The 15,193-nt window shown below is 64.3% G+C and carries 13 protein-coding genes; 9 read left to right on the plus strand and 4 right to left on the minus strand.

Features of this window, described 5'->3' with window-relative positions; all coding sequences use genetic code 11:
* The first annotated feature begins 459 nt into the window (after positions 1-459).
* The 4 genes from K307_RS11940 to K307_RS11955 are packed head-to-tail and all read left to right on the plus strand — an operon-like array spanning position 460 to position 6,024.
* Entirely contained in the window at positions 460-2,778 is a 2,319-nt protein-coding gene (locus tag K307_RS11940; protein ID WP_042881871.1) for a DUF3141 domain-containing protein, read from the plus strand.
* Between the two features lie 53 nt (positions 2,779-2,831).
* Positions 2,832-3,770, plus strand: coding sequence for a phosphate acetyltransferase (locus K307_RS11945; protein WP_042878454.1), 939 nt, complete (start codon positions 2,832-2,834; stop codon positions 3,768-3,770).
* Between the two features lie 4 nt (positions 3,771-3,774).
* Complete coding sequence (locus tag K307_RS11950; protein WP_042878455.1) at positions 3,775-4,950, plus strand: acetate/propionate family kinase; 1,176 nt, start codon at positions 3,775-3,777, stop codon at positions 4,948-4,950.
* Between the two features lie 45 nt (positions 4,951-4,995).
* Complete coding sequence (locus K307_RS11955) at positions 4,996-6,024, plus strand: hypothetical protein (protein WP_042881873.1); 1,029 nt, start codon at positions 4,996-4,998, stop codon at positions 6,022-6,024.
* 40 nt (positions 6,025-6,064) lie between these two features.
* Here K307_RS11955 and K307_RS11960 read toward each other — a convergent pair whose 3' ends face one another.
* Positions 6,065-7,015 carry a LysR family transcriptional regulator gene (locus K307_RS11960; protein WP_042878456.1) on the minus strand — a complete coding sequence of 317 codons (951 nt, stop codon included), beginning with the start codon at positions 7,013-7,015 and terminating at the stop codon, positions 6,065-6,067.
* A gap of 93 nt (positions 7,016-7,108) precedes the next feature.
* On the opposite strand from K307_RS11960, the gene K307_RS11965 reads away from it, so the two are divergent.
* Positions 7,109-8,446, plus strand: coding sequence for a D-serine ammonia-lyase (locus K307_RS11965; RefSeq protein WP_042878458.1), 1,338 nt, complete (start codon positions 7,109-7,111; stop codon positions 8,444-8,446).
* 73 nt (positions 8,447-8,519) lie between these two features.
* Here the strand turns inward: K307_RS11965 and K307_RS11970 are convergent, their stop codons facing one another.
* Positions 8,520-9,839 carry an MFS transporter gene (locus tag K307_RS11970; RefSeq protein ID WP_042878460.1) on the minus strand — a complete coding sequence of 440 codons (1,320 nt, stop codon included), beginning with the start codon at positions 9,837-9,839 and terminating at the stop codon, positions 8,520-8,522.
* Between the two features lie 134 nt (positions 9,840-9,973).
* Here K307_RS11970 and cyoA point away from each other — a divergent pair, with 134 nt between their 5' ends.
* The 4 genes from cyoA (at position 9,974) to cyoD (ending at position 14,210) form a co-directional block, all read left to right on the plus strand.
* Positions 9,974-11,023 (plus strand): ubiquinol oxidase subunit II, encoded by a 1,050-nt coding sequence (gene cyoA / locus K307_RS11975; protein ID WP_042878461.1) that lies wholly within the window; start codon positions 9,974-9,976, stop codon positions 11,021-11,023.
* Positions 11,024-11,120: 97 nt separating this feature from the next.
* Positions 11,121-13,124 (plus strand): cytochrome o ubiquinol oxidase subunit I, encoded by a 2,004-nt coding sequence (cyoB, locus tag K307_RS11980; protein WP_042878462.1) that lies wholly within the window; start codon positions 11,121-11,123, stop codon positions 13,122-13,124.
* On the plus strand, positions 13,117-13,776 hold the full coding sequence (gene cyoC, locus K307_RS11985) for a cytochrome o ubiquinol oxidase subunit III (protein WP_042878463.1): 660 nt from the start codon (positions 13,117-13,119) through the stop codon (positions 13,774-13,776). The genes cyoB and cyoC overlap by 8 nt, the downstream gene beginning before the upstream one ends.
* Positions 13,773-14,210: a cytochrome o ubiquinol oxidase subunit IV gene (gene cyoD, locus K307_RS11990; protein ID WP_022538575.1), complete on the plus strand. Its 438-nt coding sequence runs from the start codon at positions 13,773-13,775 to the stop codon at positions 14,208-14,210. Before cyoC ends, cyoD begins: the two co-directional genes overlap by 4 nt.
* 54 nt (positions 14,211-14,264) lie before the next feature.
* Here the strand turns inward: cyoD and K307_RS50605 are convergent, their stop codons facing one another.
* Together K307_RS50605 and K307_RS11995 are read right to left on the minus strand one after the other, a co-directional pair.
* Positions 14,265-14,492: a hypothetical protein gene (locus K307_RS50605; RefSeq protein ID WP_329955850.1), complete on the minus strand. Its 228-nt coding sequence runs from the start codon at positions 14,490-14,492 to the stop codon at positions 14,265-14,267.
* Between the two features lie 134 nt (positions 14,493-14,626).
* Complete coding sequence (locus K307_RS11995; protein WP_042878467.1) at positions 14,627-15,142, minus strand: Lrp/AsnC family transcriptional regulator; 516 nt, start codon at positions 15,140-15,142, stop codon at positions 14,627-14,629.
* Positions 15,143-15,193 lie beyond the last annotated feature (51 nt).

A 15,193-nucleotide genomic window follows, 5' to 3' on the forward strand; every position in this document is an offset into this window, starting at 1 on the left:
AGGATTGGCTATCGATGGTTTGACGAACGGGGACAAGTTGTTTGCATTTTGGGACAGTCGGGGAAAACCAGAGGTGGGTGGCGGGGGCTGAAATGGCGGTGGGCAAGGCAGGCGTCACCTGCAATCCGGAGGCTGCCGATATTGCCCAGAATAGACGGGCCCGGGCCAGTGCGACATGACGCACCTGTTCGCGGCGCTATCAGGCTGCGTCAAAGTTCTGGCGGACAGCGCGGATACGTCATAGATTGATCAGGGCAAGCGAAACGCGGCATTGCAGCAAAGCCCGGTGTGACCGAACCGCCCATGCGCATGGCATGGCGTTTGCGGTTTGGCGCGCACTCAGCGACCGGATTTCATCCCAACGGTAGGCGCAGACTTACCGACGGGAGTCTGTTGTCGCGATTCCGCCGGTGAATCTCTGGCCGGATGCTCGAAAAACAGGCTATCGAGGCGGTGACCATGGACGCAGGAAAGCAACTCGTGCATGCCCAAGAGGTCGGCATCAAGACCGGCCTGGTGCTCCAGAAACGGCTCAAGAATGCGCAGGAAGCCTTGAGCCGCCGCGTGCAGGCGGCTTCCGGGGACGGCGATATCGGCGAGACCGCCTCCGATGCGCTGTCCGGTGTCGATCCCATCAATGGCTTCGCCTACGCGGTGGACGCTGCGCAGCGCGCCATCCTCTTCTGGGACACGCTGCGCCAGCGCGGAAATCATTTTGTCGAGCACGCCGCCGAGGGCCTGAAGCCAGTCCTGCACTTCGAATACGAGTTCATTCTCGACGGCCGCCAGTTCGAGCGGCCGGTGAATTACGCGCTGCTGCGCATCACGCCGCCCGCAGGCGTGACGGTGGACAACGGCCGCCGTCCCTATGTCATCATCGACCCGCGGGCCGGCCATGGTCCTGGCATTGGCGGCTTCAAGGACGATTCGCAGGTGGGCGTGGCGTTGCGCGCCGGCCACCCGGTCTACTTTGTCATCTTCTTCCGCGATCCTGAGCCTGGACAGACCCTGCTGGACGTCTGCGAAGCCGAACAGCGTTTCGTGCGCAAGGTACGGGCGCTGCATCCGGACAGCCCCAAGCCGGCCATCGTCGGCAACTGCCAGGGCGGCTGGGCGGCGATGATGCTGGCGGCGTCGAGCCCGGACGACACCGGCCCGATTGTCATCAATGGCGCGCCGATGTCCTACTGGAGCGGCGCCTGGAGCGAAGGTGAGGGCGATAACCCGATGCGCTACGCGGGCGGACTGCTCGGCGGTACCTGGCTGGCTTCGTTCACCGCCGACCTCGGCAACGGCAAGTTCGACGGCGCCCACCTGGTCCAGAACTTCGAGAACCTGAACCCGGCCAACAGCCTCTGGGACAAGTACTACAACCTCTTCAACAAGGCCGACACCGAGCCACCGCGCTTCCTTGAATTCGAGCACTGGTGGGGCGGCTACTACCTGATGAACCGCGAAGAGATCGAGTGGATCACCCGCAACCTCTTTGTCGGCAACAAGCTGTGGTCCGGGGATGTCAAGGACTCGGGCGGCCAGGGATTCGACCTGCGCCATATCAAGTCGCCGATCGTCCTGTTCGCCTCGATGGGCGACAACATCACCCCGCCGCAGCAAGCGTTCAACTGGGTGGTGGACCAGTACGCGAGCACCGAAGAGATCAAGGCGCGCGGGCAGGTCATCGTCGGCATGATGCACGAAAGCATCGGGCATCTCGGCATCTTCGTTTCAGGCAAGGTCGCCATGAAGGAGCATGCGCAGATCGTTTCGGTGCTGAAGACCATTGAGCTGATGCCGCCCGGCCTGTATGGCATGGTCATCACCGAGCGCAAGGAGAAGGACGAGCACGGCCAGAAGCAATATGACGTCGCCTTCCACGAGTATCGGCTGGAAGATATTGCGGCGCGGCTCAATCGCTTCCAGCGCGTCGACGAAAGGCCGTTCGAGGCGGTGGCCGCATTGTCCGACTTCAACCAGCGGGCCTATGAACTGTTCGCACAGCCATTCGTGCAGGCAATGTCCAACGATATGTCGGCGCGCATGCTGCGCGCATTCCACCCGCTGCGGGTACAGAACTGGGCCCTCTCCGACATGAATCCATGGATGGCCTGGCTGGGCCCCGCCGCCGACGCGGTCAGGGCCAACCGGCAGACGCTCGCGGCGGACAATCCGCTGCGCCGGCAGGAGCAGGCAGGTGCCGAAATGGTGAGCGCCATGCTGGACAACTATCGCGCGGTGCGAGACGCCATGACGGAAGCGTCCTTCTTCAACATCTACGCCAATATGTTCTGGCAGTATCTCGGCGACAAGGCCGAAACACGGCCTGGCGTGCCCGTGATTACCGAGCCCAGGGAGTTGCCGGAAGTCAAGCAAGCCCTGGCCGCCATCAGCGAAGGCGGCTATGTCGAGGCGCTCGCCCGCGTGGCCTTCCTGCTGACGCACAGCGGCGAACCGTTGCCGCTTTCGCGGCTCGAGTTACGCAAGGAACTGGTCGCCGACTATGCCGAATACCTGCCCGCGCTGGCGCCGGATGCGTGGCGCAGGATCCGGGGCGTGCAGGAGATCATCGTGCAATACGCACCGGACCAGGCGCTCAAGACGCTGCCGGCATTGCTCAATGATCCGGCCGAGCGCGAGCGGCTCCTGACCTTGCTCGACAAGCTGTCCACCGATGAACACGTACTTGGCAGCCAGCCCACGCCTGAACAGGCGGCGATGCTGGCGCGCATCCGTGCCGCACTGGCGGGAAAGCCGGAGCGCATTCGCCGCGCGGCCGGGTGACTGCGCAGCGCGTGTCCACGCCAATGCAAAAAACCGAAGCAGGAGGATGGTAGATGGACAACAAGCACGAGAAGTACCAGCGCCTGATCGAGTATTGCCAGGCCATCCCGCCAACGCCGACCGCGGTGGCGCACCCGTGCGACCAGAGTTCACTGGAGGGGGCGGTCGAGGCTGCAAAAATGGGGCTGATCGCTCCCATCCTGGTCGGGCCGCGTGAGCGCATCGAAGCGACTGCGAAGGCCTTTGGCCTGGATATCAGCCCCTATCCGATCGTCGACGCGCCACACAGCCACGCCGCCGCAGCGGCTGCGGTGGAACTGGTGCGCGAAGGCAAGGCCGAAGCGCTGATGAAGGGCAGCCTGCACACCGACGAGCTGATGGCAGCCGTGGTAAAGCGGGAGAGCGGCTTGCGCACCGACCGGCGCGTCAGCCATTGCTTCGTGATGGATGTGCCTGGCCATGAAGAGGCCTTGATCATCACCGATGCCGCGGTCAATATCGCTCCCACGCTGGAGGAGAAGGCGGACATCCTGCAGAACGCAATCGATCTTGCCCATGCGCTGCAGATCAAGGAAGTCCGCGTGGCGGTGCTGTCGGCCATGGAAACCGTCAACCCGAAGGTGCCGTCAACCATCGAGGCCGCGGCGCTATGCAAGATGGTGGACCGCCACCAGATCACCGGCGCGCTCGTCGACGGACCGCTGGCCCTCGACAATGCCATCGACCTGGAGGCGGCGCGGATCAAGAAGATCGACTCCCCGGTGGCCGGCCGCGCCAACGTGCTGCTGGTGCCGGACCTGGAAGCCGGCAATATGCTGGCCAAGAGCCTGTCTTTCCTGGCTGGCGCCGACGCGGCCGGGATCGTGCTCGGTGCGCGGGTGCCGATCATTCTCACCAGCCGGGCCGATTCCGTGCCCACCCGGCTGGCGTCCTGCGCCGTTGCCGCCCTGGTGGCGAAAGCCAGGCGCGAGTCCGCAAAGGTAATGGGGTAGCGCCATGGCCGACGTGATCCTGGTACTCAATGCGGGCTCATCCAGCATCAAATTCAGCGCCTTCGACGCCAGCGACGATGCGCTCCGGCTGGTCCTGCGCGGCAGCATCGACGGGCTCTACACATCGCCCGGCTTCCGTGCCATTGACGGGGCCGGCGACGAGGTCGAGGCGAAGCAGTGGGGCGACGGCACCGAACTGGGACATGGCGGGGGCATCGCCTTTCTCGCCGATTTCCTGCGCAGTCATGGCGAAGGGCACCGGCTGATCGCGGTCGGGCACCGGGTTGTCCATGGCGGTGTCCGCTTTACGCAGCCGGCGAAGATCACCACCGAGGTCATCGCGGGGCTGGCAGCCCTGAGCCCACTCGCGCCATTGCACCAGCCGCATAACCTCAAGACCATCCAGATCCTGGCGCAGCAGCGCCCGGAGCTGCCGCAGGTGGCGTGCTTCGACACGGCGTTCCACAGCACCCAGCCGGATACCGCGCAGGCGTTCGCGCTGCCGGCTGAAGTGACCGGGCGCGGCGTGCGGCGCTATGGCTTTCACGGGCTGTCCTACGAGTACATAGCCAGCGTTCTGCCCGACGTGGATGCCCAGGCCGCTGCGGGGCGCACCGTTGTCGCCCACCTGGGCAATGGCAGCAGCATGTGCGCACTGGTTGCAGGGCGCAGCGTTGCCAGCACGATGGGATTCACGGCAGTGGATGGTCTGCCCATGGGCACGCGTTGCGGCAATCTGGATCCTGGGGTGATCCTGTACCTGATGGATGAACTGGGCATGGATGTCCGCGCCGTCGAGGACCTGATCTACCGCAAGTCCGGTCTGCTCGGTGTCTCGGGCATCTCGAGCGATATGCGCGCACTGCTTGCCAGCGACGATCCGCGTGCCCGCTTTGCGGTCGAGCTGTATGCCTACCGGATCGGGCGGGAACTCGGCTCGCTTGCGGCCGCCGCGCAAGGCCTGGACGCGCTGGTGTTTACCGCCGGCGTTGGCGAGCACGCCGTCCCGATACGGGAACAGGTGTGCCGGCAGGCACAATGGCTGGGCGTGGCACTGGACGCAAGCGCAAATGCAAGCGGCGGACCGAAAATCAGCGCCCCGTCGAGCAAGGTCGCGGTGTGGGTGATCCCGACCAATGAAGAGCTCATGATCGCCAGGCATACCAGGGCGGCGCTCTGAACGGGGCGCGTGTCGGTTTGAAGGGGACCGCGCGGGAGCATGTCGATGGGACTTCTACGGTGGATGCGCCGGCGCGATGCGCGAGGCCATGCACACGACAAGCAAGAGATGGCCGAGCTGACGGAGCGCGTCACCCGGCTGAATCCGCGCTTGCGGCTGGTGTCGCGCTACCAGCAGCGGCTTCGGCCTGCGCTTGGGCAGGCGCTGGACTATGTGCGCGAACTGGTCCAGGCGCTACCCGCCCCGCGCGAGGCCAGCCCGCAGGCATGGGGTACCGACCCCTGCATCCAGGCTTTCTTCGGCACGGCCCGTGACGTGCAGCTGGCCCTCAGCCGCTCTCCCGAACTGCGGGAGTTCTTCGCGCAGTCGCCAGATACGCCGCAGGCCTACGCAGTCCTTGGGATGGAGATGACCGAGCGGCGCACGCTCGGCGTTGCGCTGGAAGGTGACGTCATGCGCACGGAAGTGCCGCAAACCACCATCAGTTTCGGCGATCACAAGGTCAGGATCATCGCTTGCACCGAGGGCGCCCTGCGCGAGGAAATCGTGGGACGAATGTTCGATCAGCTCGCCATGGAAGGGCTGGCCCGTTCCGCTGCCGGCAAGTCGCGCCGTGACGTCCTCGAGCGCGAGCAGGCGCTGCTGGTGGCGCGCCTGAACCTGGCCCGGCGGCAAGGCACCGGCATGCGTTCGGTGTTTGGCGGCGATGGAGAAGCCACGCCCGGCGAGCAGGGCAGGTTGAGCGAGCAGGTTGCCGAGAACGAGCGCGAACTTGCGCAGCTTGGCCCCGAAACCGGGGCGCTTGAGCGTCAACTGGAATGCCTGGCCGAGGTACTCGCGGACGCGCGCTCTTGCTTTTCCCTCGAGAAAAGACACCTGCGGCTTAGTGCAATGAATGTGCTGCTCGCGCCGGACAGCACGGCGCCGGCACACGAGATCGACCTGCTCACCGCCCACGTTCCGGGCGATCCGCCACTGGTGCGATCCTTCGCGCTGGTACGCATTGCACGTGGCGACATGCTGCCGGCCACCGCGCTGCTCGATGAGGCGGAGCGCCTGCTTGGGGGGCTTTAAGAACTCGGGAATTCGGGAAATATTGCACGTCAGCGTCGCCTTACCCGATCCCGAGCACGCGCCTGCGCGCGCCGTCGAACGCCGCGCCTTCCACCGCCAGCCACGCCTCGACCTCGGCCACCTGCGCAGTCTGTCGGTGTGCGCAGACGAAGTGGTATGACGCTTCGCTGGGCGCGTGGATGCCCCAGAGATCGACAAGCCGGCCCGATTCGATTTCCCCGAGCACCAGCGCCGAGCGTCCGATGGCAACGCCTTGCCCCGCCAGCGCGGCATGGATGGCCAGCTGCGACAGGTTGAATCGCTGGCCGTCCGATACGTCGGGCAGGGTCACGCCGGCATGGCGCAGCCAGCACTGCCATTCATCGGACTCTCCGGCGCCGTCCCACGGGCTGACATCGTGCAACAGCATGCTGGCGCGCAGGCCGTCGGGCGAGCGTAGTTCGGGGTGTGCCGCCAGATAGGCGGGACTTGCAATCGGGATCAGCCATTCCTTGAGAAACAGGCGCGCCTTGAGGTCCTCGTAGCCGCCGGGATCAAAGCGCACGGCTGCCTCGGTGCCGTCGCGCATCATGCGCGAGCGGTCCAGTGCGTGGAACTCGCCGTAGACGCGCAGGCCGATGTCGGGGTGCTGCCGGAAGAAGTTGCCGAGCCGCGGCGTGAGCCAGGCCATGGCGAACGATGGCGAGCAGGACAGGGCGATGGGCTGCTTGTCCCCCGGCTTGCGCAGTTGCGTCAGCGTGCTCTCGATGGCCTGGAACGACTCGCGCAGCACGAGGCGCAGCCGCTCGCCTTCCGGCGTCAGCACGAGCGCGCGCGGCGTGCGCAGGAACAGGGGTCGGTCCAGCCACTGTTCGAGCTGCTTGACCTGCTGGCTGACCGCGCCCTGCGTCACGCACAGTTCGGCAGCCGCCTGCGTGAAGTTGCAATGGCGCGCGGCCGTCTCAAAACAGCGGAGCCATCCCAATAATGATGCAGAGAGCAAGTTTGCCATTAGTATGACTAATAGATTGATCAGTACGAATGGTTTGTCACGGGCAGCGATCGGGGAAAGAATGCGCACATCTCCGTTCACGCCTCTTGTTCCATGACAATCGATTCTTCCGCATTATCTTCGGACATGATCAAGGATATGCAGGCCGCCCAGCCTGTGTTCTGGGGCAATCCCCAGCGCAGCGAGGACCCGGCGCTCCAGACCGTGGTGGATGGGCACGGCATTAGTCTAGCTGATGTACGCGCCGCACAGGCGCGTTTTGACCGGTTCGCGCCGCTGCTGGCGCGGTTGTTCCCGGAGCTGGAGGAAAGCGAAGGGCATATCGAGTCGGCCTTGCTGCCCGCGCCGGCCATGCAACGCTCGCTCGGCTTGACTGCGTCGGCCGGTGTCCTCTGGATCAAGGCGGACCACAGCCTGCCTGTGGCCGGGTCGATCAAGGCCCGGGGCGGCGTTCACGAGGTACTCGAATTTGCCGAATCCCTGGCGCTCGAACATGGCCTGGTGACGCTAGACGGCGACTACGCCGCGCTGGCCGGGCCGGCGGCGCGAGCGCTGTTCGGCCAGTATCAGGTAGCGGTGGGCTCCACCGGCAACCTCGGCCTGAGCATTGGCGTGATGGCGTCGGCGCTGGGCTTCCGCGCCGCGGTACACATGTCTGCCGATGCCAAGGCCTGGAAAAAGGCACGGTTGCGGGCGCGCGGCGTGGAGGTGGTGGAGCATACCGGCGACTACGCGTCGGCCGTGGCGGCCGGGCGGCGCGAGGCCGATGCCGATCCGTACAGCTATTTCGTCGACGATGAGCGATCGTTGGCGCTGATGCTCGGCTACAGCGCGGCGGCACTGCACCTGCAGCGCCAGCTCGATGCGGCAGGCGTGCGCGTGGATGCCGCGCATCCGCTGTTCGTCTATCTGCCGTGCGGGGTCGGCGGCGCGCCTGCCGGTATCGCTTTCGGCTTGCGCGAGTTATACGGGCCCCATTTCCATGCATTCTTCGCCGAGCCCACGCAGTCGCCGTGCTTCCTCGTGGAAATGCTGTCGCACGGGGCGTCGGTCTACGACTTCGGCCTTACGAACCGCACCGAGGCCGACGGCCTGGCCGTGTCCCAGGCATCGGAACTAGCCGCCGAGGCAATGCGTCCGCTGCTCGGGGGCGTCTACACCGTGGCTGACGACAGGCTGTTCGTCGACCTGCACCGCCTGCGCGAATCAGAGGGACTGCAGATCGAGCCGTCGGCTGCCGCCGGCTTCAGCGGGCCGGGCATGCTGACCGGCACCGACGCCGGCCGCACCTACCTGAAGCAACACGGTCTTGACCGGACGATGATGCAGGCCACGCACCTGGTGTGGACCACAGGCGGGCTGTTCGTCCCGCCGGAGGAGTATGCGCGCTTTGCCGGGCGCGGCGCGGCGCTGGCCGCATCGGGCCGTTGAGTATTTGCCCCGCTTATTTGCCCGCTTATTTGGCCCGATTTTTCCGACCTGCCAAGACGAGGGCGTTGCGCGATCACAACTCCGGTGTACCGAGCGCGCGGCTGATCCGCAACGCCGCCAGCGTGGCAACCACGCCTGACATCAGGTACAGGCTGACCGCGACCAGGCCGAACAGCGACGACAAGCCCAGCGCCACCAACGGTGCAAAGGCAGCGCCGAACAGCCAGCCGAAGTCCGTGGTCAGCGCAGCCCCGGTATAGCGGAAACGGGGTTCGAAGTTCGACGTTACGACGCCGGCAGACTGCCCGTACGACAAGCCCAGCAGACCGAAGCCGACCAGGATGAACAGATCCTGGCCTACGGGGCCCCCATCGAGCAGCCACGGCGTCACCAGGCTGAAGACGCCGATCAGCACGGCCATCGTCGCCAGCGTCTTGCGCCGGCCGACGCGGTCCGCGATCCACCCCGAGAGCAGCGTGCCGATGAACGCAATGAAGCCACCCACGATCTGGATGGCGAGCACATCGGAAATGTCCTGCGTCTGGTGCAGGATCACCCAGGACAGCGGGAACACCGTGACCAGGTGGAACAGCGCATAGCTGGCCAGCGCGGCAAACGCGCCGAGAAAGATGTTGAACCCCTGCGCATTCACCATCTGCAGCGTGCTGATCGGCTCAAGCTCGTCTTCTTCCAGCAGCCGCGTGTATTCGTGGGTCACCACCAGGCGCAGCCTTGCAAACAGCGCCACGACGTTGATGGCGAAGGCCACGTAGAACGGATAGCGCCAGCCCCACTCGATAAACTCCTGCGGTGTCAGACTGGCATGCAGGAACAGGAACAGCGCACCGGCAACGATGAAACCGGTGGGCGCGCCGAGCTGGCCCACCATCGCGTACCACCCGCGCTTGTCCTGGGGCGCGTTGAGCGCCAGCAGCGACGGCAGCCCGTCCCACGATCCGCCAAAGGCAATGCCTTGCAGGACGCGGAACAGTGCCAGCAGGTAGATCGAGGTGGCACCCAGCGAGGCGTACGACGGCAGGAAGGCAATTCCCACCGTGGCCGTGCCGAGCAGGAACAGCGACGCGGTCAGCTTGATACCGCGCCCCCAGCGCCGCTGGATGCGCATGAACAGCGCCGTGCCGAACGGCCGCGCGATAAACGCGAACGAGAAGATCGCGAAGCTGTAGAGCAGTCCCGCCAGCTCGCCCGCGAACGGAAAGTAGACCGTCGGGAAGACGAGCACGGAGGCAATGCCGTACACGAAGAAGTCGAAGTACTCGGAGGCGCGCCCGATCACCACGCCAGTGGCGATCTCCGCAGGAGCCACGTCATGGTGGCCAGGGGCCGGAGGTGCCGTGGGCGACGCGCGATGCTGGTGGGTCAGGCTGGCCATCGTAGAGGCTCCTTATCGCCGAGTGCTTCTTTAAGTCACGCACTCACAAGAATAGCGCCTAAACTGCCATAGGTAATCGAAAGGTCGGTTCGTCGGTACATCACCGATATTCTTTTGACGCCACTTCCGAGACCATGCGACGCTTCGACGCTGCTGTGACGCCGCTGCGTGCCCCGGGAAGACTGCTTCTTCGGTGTGCCGCGATCGCCTTGCTGGCAAGCCTGGCCGGTTGCAGCGCAGTGCTGCTTTCGCCATCCGGTGACATGGCCGTGCGCCAGCGCGATCTGATCATCATCGCCACGTGCCTGATGTTGCTGATCATCGTGCCGGTGATCCTCCTCACGCTGTTGTTTGCGTGGCGCTATCGGGAAAGTGCCACCGATGCGCCCTACAACCCCGAGTGGGACCATTCGACGGTGCTTGAGCTGGCGATCTGGTCTGCGCCGCTGCTGATCATCATCGCGCTCGGTGCCGTGACCTGGGTCAGTACCCACCAGCTCGATCCGTACCGGCCGCTGACGCGGCTGGAGCCGGGGCGGCCCGTTGCGGCCGAAGTCAAGCCGCTGACGGTGCAAGTGGTGGCGATGGACTGGAAATGGCTGTTCCTGTATCCCGAGCAAGGCATTGCAACGGTCAACGAACTCGCAGCGCCGGTCGATCGCCCGATCGCCTTCCGCATTACCGCGACCTCGGTGATGAACGCGTTCTTCGTTCCCTCGCTGGCCGGCATGGTCTACGCGATGCCCGGGATGGAAACCAAGCTCCATGCGGTCATCAACAAGCCCGGCGTCTTTGACGGCTTCTCGGCCAACTACAGCGGCGCGGGCTTTTCGCACATGCGCTTCAAGTTCCACGGCCTGTCGAACGAAGACTTCGATCGCTGGATCGAGCAGGCCAAGGCATCGGGAAAAGACCTGTCGAAGGACACTTACCAGAAGCTCGCGCAGCCAAGCGAGCGCGATCCGGTGCAACGCTATGCCAGCGTGGCGCCAGAGCTTTACGACCTGATCCTGAACCGCTGCGTGGGTGGCGGGACCTGCATGGCAGACACCATGGCGCTCGACCGCAGCCGCGGAAAGTTCGACCCGTCCGGCGAGATCTGTACCGCGAGCAACACCGGGGCGGTTGCGCCGGTGTTCGCGTCGGATTCCAAGCCGAACGACGGCAGGCGGCTGCTGCGGTGAGGCTTGCTATCGCAGCCTCCCGCTTAGCATCCCTCGTTGCGGTTTTCGCCAATCCCTAACGGCCACTCTTGGTCATTTCAGGCCCCAGGTGACAATAATGCCCGAGCGCTCCGAACTCGCCAATCTGATCTTCGGCCGTCTTTCATGGGATGCGATCCCGCTCCATGAGCCGATCCTGATCGGCACCTTCATCGTGGTCGTGCTGGGCGGGCTCGCGCTGGTCGGCGCGATCACCTATTTTCGCCAATGGGGCTATCTCTGGCACGAGTGGTTCACGAGCATCGACCACAAGAAGATCGGCATCATGTACGTGATCCTGGGCATCGTGATGCTGCTGCGCGGCTTCGCCGATGCGGTCATGATGCGCATCCAGCAGGCCATCGCATTCGGCGACAACGCCGGTTACCTGCCGCCGCATCACTACGACCAGATCTTTACCGCGCACGGCGTGATCATGATCTTCTTCGTGGCCATGCCGCTGGTCACTGGGCTGATGAACTTCGTCATGCCGCTGCAGATCGGCGCGCGCGACGTGGCGTTCCCGTTTCTCAACAACTTCAGTTTCTGGATGACCACGGGCGGCGCGATCCTGGTCATGATGTCGCTGTTCGTCGGCGAATTCGCGCGCACCGGCTGGCTGGCCTATCCGCCGCTGTCCGGCATCATCCACAGTCCGGACGTCGGCGTCGATTACTACATCTGGGGGCTGCAGGTGGCCGGGGTGGGGACCTTGCTCTCAGGGATAAATCTGCTGGTCACCATCGTCAAGATGCGCGCGCCAGGCATGACGTTGATGCGCATGCCGATCTTCACCTGGACGGCGCTGTGCACGAACGTGCTGATCATCGCCGCGTTCCCGGTCCTGACCGCTGCGCTGGCATTCCTGGCACTCGATCGCTATGTCGGCACGAACTTCTTCACGGCCGACCAGGGCGGCAGCGCGATGATGTACGTGAACCTCATCTGGATCTGGGGCCATCCCGAGGTCTATATCCTCGTGCTACCCGTCTTCGGCGTGTTCTCCGAAGTGGTCGCCACGTTCTGCCGCAAGCGCCTGTTTGGCTATGCGTCGATGGTCTACGCCACGGTGGTGATCACCGTGCTGTCATACCTGGTCTGGCTGCACCATTTCTTCACGATGGGCTCGGGCGCCAGCGTCAATTCGTTCTTCGGGATCACGACCATGATCATCTCGATCCCGACCGGCGCCAAGATCTTCAACTGGCTGTTCACGATGTACCACGGCAAGATCCGCTTCGAGGTACCAATGCTGTGGACCATCGGTTTCATGGTCACGTTCGTGATCGGCGGCATGACCGGCGTGCTGCTGGCGGTGCCGCCGGCGGACTTCTCGCTGCACAACAGCCTGTTCCTGATCGCCCACTTCCATAACGTGATCATCGGCGGTGTGCTGTTCGGGCTGATGGCGGGCATCACCTACTGGTTCCCGAAGGCATTCGGCTATCGCCTGGTCTCGTCGTGGGGCAAGGCCTCGTTCTGGTTCTGGCTGATTGGCTTTTACTTTGCGTTCATGCCGCTGTACTGGCTTGGCCTGCATGGCGTGACCCGCCGCATGAGCTATTTCGAGGATGCGTCGCTGCAGATCTGGTTCCAGCTGGCGGCCTTCGGCGCGTTGTTGATCGCCATCGGCATCGCGTGCTTCCTGGTCCAGCTGGTGGTCAGCTTCATGCGTCGCGAGGAGTTGCGCGACCTGACTGGCGATCCGTGGAATGGCCGCACCCTCGAATGGTCGACGTCGTCGCCACCGCCGCAGTACAACTTCGCCTTTACGCCAGTGGTGCACGACACCGACGCCTGGTGGCACATGAAGCAGCATGGCTTCCAGCGGCCGGAGCAGGGCTTTATCCCGATCCACATGCCGAAGAACACCGCGGCCGGCATCGTGCTGGCGGGCCTCTCCACGCTATGTGGCTTCGCACTGATCTGGTACATCTGGTGGCTGGCGATTGCCTCGTTCGCGGCAACCATCGTCGCCGCGATCATCCATACCTTCAACTACAAGCGCGACTACTATCTTCCGACCGAGCAAGTGGTTCGGACCGAAGCGGCGCGCACACAACTGATGGCCGGCCATGGTTGAGACGACGACCTTTCCCCGCCACGTGGAAGCCACCGCTGTTGCCGGTGAAGCCCCACCGGGTGGGTACCAGTTCTATCTGACCGATGCGCACCACCCGCAGAACGGCACGCTGCTCGGGTTCTGGCTCTACCTGATGAGCGACTGCCTGGTATTCGCGTGCCTGTTCGCCGCCTATGGCGTGCTCGGCCGCGAGTACGCGGGCGGGCCGACCGGGGCGGAGCTGTTCGAACTGCCGCTGGTGGCACTGAACACCACCTTCCTGCTGATATCGTCGATCACGTATGGCTTCGCCATGCTGCAGATGCAGCAGAACCGCATCGCCGGCACGCAGATCTGGCTGGCCATCACGGGCGTTTTCGGCGCGGCGTTCCTGGCCGTCGAACTTTACGAGTTCGCGCACTTTATCCACGAGGGCGCGGGCCCGCAGCGCAGCGCGTTCCTGACCTCGTTCTTCTCGCTGGTCGGCACGCACGGGCTGCACGTGACGTTCGGCATCGTCTGGCTGATCGTGCTGATGACGCAGGTGGCACGGCACGGGCTGATCACGGCCAACAGGCGCCGGCTGATGTGCCTGTCAATGTTCTGGCACTTTCTCGACGTCGTATGGATCGGCGTCTTTACCTTCGTCTACCTGATGGGATCCTTGCCATGAGCGCGCACGACGATACGCTGGGTGTCCCCGGACACGGCCATGGACATGAACATGAAGAAGACGTGGGGCCGCACGCCACGCTGGGCGGCTACCTGACGGGCTTCGTGCTTTCCGTCTTTCTGACTGCCGTCCCGTTCTGGCTGGTGATGGGCGAGGTGTTCGAGAAGACGTCCACCACGGCCATCGTAATCCTGCTGATCGGCGCGGTACAGATCGTGGTGCACATGATCTACTTCCTGCACATGAACGCGAAATCCGAGGGCGGCTGGAACATGCTGTCGCTGATGTTCACGCTGGTGCTGGTGGTGATCACGCTGACAGGTTCGCTATGGGTGATGTTCCACCTGAACAGCAACATGATGCCGACCATGCAGCATGACCGGACGACGGAAGCGGGGTCTGGGACTGCGATCTTGCCGCCCAAGACGAAGTAGGGGAAGAAGGATCGGACGAAGCGGCCTGGCGTGTATAGCCAGGCCGCTTGCGCTTTAGCGTCCGCGGGTCGAAGCCGCGCGTTGCGCGCGGGTGGCGAAGCTGCCCTTCGGTACTCCACCACCCATGGCCTTTGCGGTAGCTGACTGGATCCGTGACGCATCAGGCTGCGTCATGGGCTTGGCTTTGCCAGCCGTCTTTGCTGGGCCTTGCGATTGCCGTCCCGAGCCTTTCATGGTGGTCTCCATCGTGGTAAGGGCGTGTCTCTTGCACACGTCTTTCATTGGACGCGGCGGAAAGAGGCAAGTTTCTCAGTGAGCGGCCCCCGCTCGAGATAGAAGGCTGGCGGAGCGCCTGCCTGGGGCGCCTTAAGAATCCGGGCAAGATTGCACGGCAGGGCCACTGTGCCTTGCTTCCCCTAGACCGGAAACTGCGTCGTGGACAACACCTGCTTGAGCACCATGAACGAGCGGATCTGCCTCACGCCTGGCAGGTACAGCAACTGTTCCGCGTGCAACCGGTTGAAGCTCTCGCTGTCGCGGGTGCGCACCATCAGGAAGTAGTCGAATTCGCCGGTCACCTCATGGCACTCCATGCAACCGGACACTTTCTGCACGGCTTTCTCGAATGCCGCAAAGGATTCCGGCGTGGAACGGTCCAGCACCACGCCGATGATCACCAGCATGCCCGCGTCCAGCGCGACCGGGTTCAGCAGCGCCACCACGCCCCGGATCATCCCGGCTTCCTTCAGCCGCTCCACGCGCCGCAAGCAGGCGGGCGGGCTCAGGTTCACCCTGGCCGCCAGCGCCACGTTCGAAATCGAGGCGTCTTTCTGCAACAGGCGGAGTATGGCCTTGTCCGTGCGATCCAGCGCCGGGGCGGGTTCCGGGGCCGGCGCGATATCTGCGCGAACTTTTATTTTGCGGGTGACCATTTTTCTGCAACTATCGTAGGCAAAGACGTGGCTTGATAACGTAATGGTGTG

Origin of the sequence: Cupriavidus necator A5-1 (genome assembly GCF_000744095.1) — a bacterium.
In the GTDB taxonomy this organism is placed as follows: domain Bacteria; phylum Pseudomonadota; class Gammaproteobacteria; order Burkholderiales; family Burkholderiaceae; genus Cupriavidus; species Cupriavidus necator_A.

Excerpts from the sequence above, each read along its gene's own strand:
- K307_RS11955 (WP_042881873.1), top strand. The coding sequence starts at position 4,996 with ATGGGACTTCTACGGTGGATGCGCCGGCGCGATGCGCGAGGCCATGCA.
- K307_RS11940 (WP_042881871.1), top strand. The coding sequence starts at position 460 with ATGGACGCAGGAAAGCAACTCGTGCATGCCCAAGAGGTCGGCATCAAG.
- cyoD (WP_022538575.1), top strand. The coding sequence starts at position 13,773 with ATGAGCGCGCACGACGATACGCTGGGTGTCCCCGGACACGGCCATGGA.
- K307_RS11960 (WP_042878456.1), bottom strand. The coding sequence starts at position 7,015 with ATGGCAAACTTGCTCTCTGCATCATTATTGGGATGGCTCCGCTGTTTT.
- K307_RS11965 (WP_042878458.1), top strand. The coding sequence starts at position 7,109 with ATGACAATCGATTCTTCCGCATTATCTTCGGACATGATCAAGGATATG.
- K307_RS50605 (WP_329955850.1), bottom strand. The coding sequence starts at position 14,492 with ATGAAAGACGTGTGCAAGAGACACGCCCTTACCACGATGGAGACCACC.
- cyoC (WP_042878463.1), top strand. The coding sequence starts at position 13,117 with ATGGTTGAGACGACGACCTTTCCCCGCCACGTGGAAGCCACCGCTGTT.
- K307_RS11950 (WP_042878455.1), top strand. The coding sequence starts at position 3,775 with ATGGCCGACGTGATCCTGGTACTCAATGCGGGCTCATCCAGCATCAAA.
- K307_RS11970 (WP_042878460.1), bottom strand. The coding sequence starts at position 9,839 with ATGGCCAGCCTGACCCACCAGCATCGCGCGTCGCCCACGGCACCTCCG.
- cyoB (WP_042878462.1), top strand. The coding sequence starts at position 11,121 with ATGCCCGAGCGCTCCGAACTCGCCAATCTGATCTTCGGCCGTCTTTCA.
- cyoA (WP_042878461.1), top strand. The coding sequence starts at position 9,974 with ATGCGACGCTTCGACGCTGCTGTGACGCCGCTGCGTGCCCCGGGAAGA.
- K307_RS11945 (WP_042878454.1), top strand. The coding sequence starts at position 2,832 with ATGGACAACAAGCACGAGAAGTACCAGCGCCTGATCGAGTATTGCCAG.
- K307_RS11995 (WP_042878467.1), bottom strand. The coding sequence starts at position 15,142 with ATGGTCACCCGCAAAATAAAAGTTCGCGCAGATATCGCGCCGGCCCCG.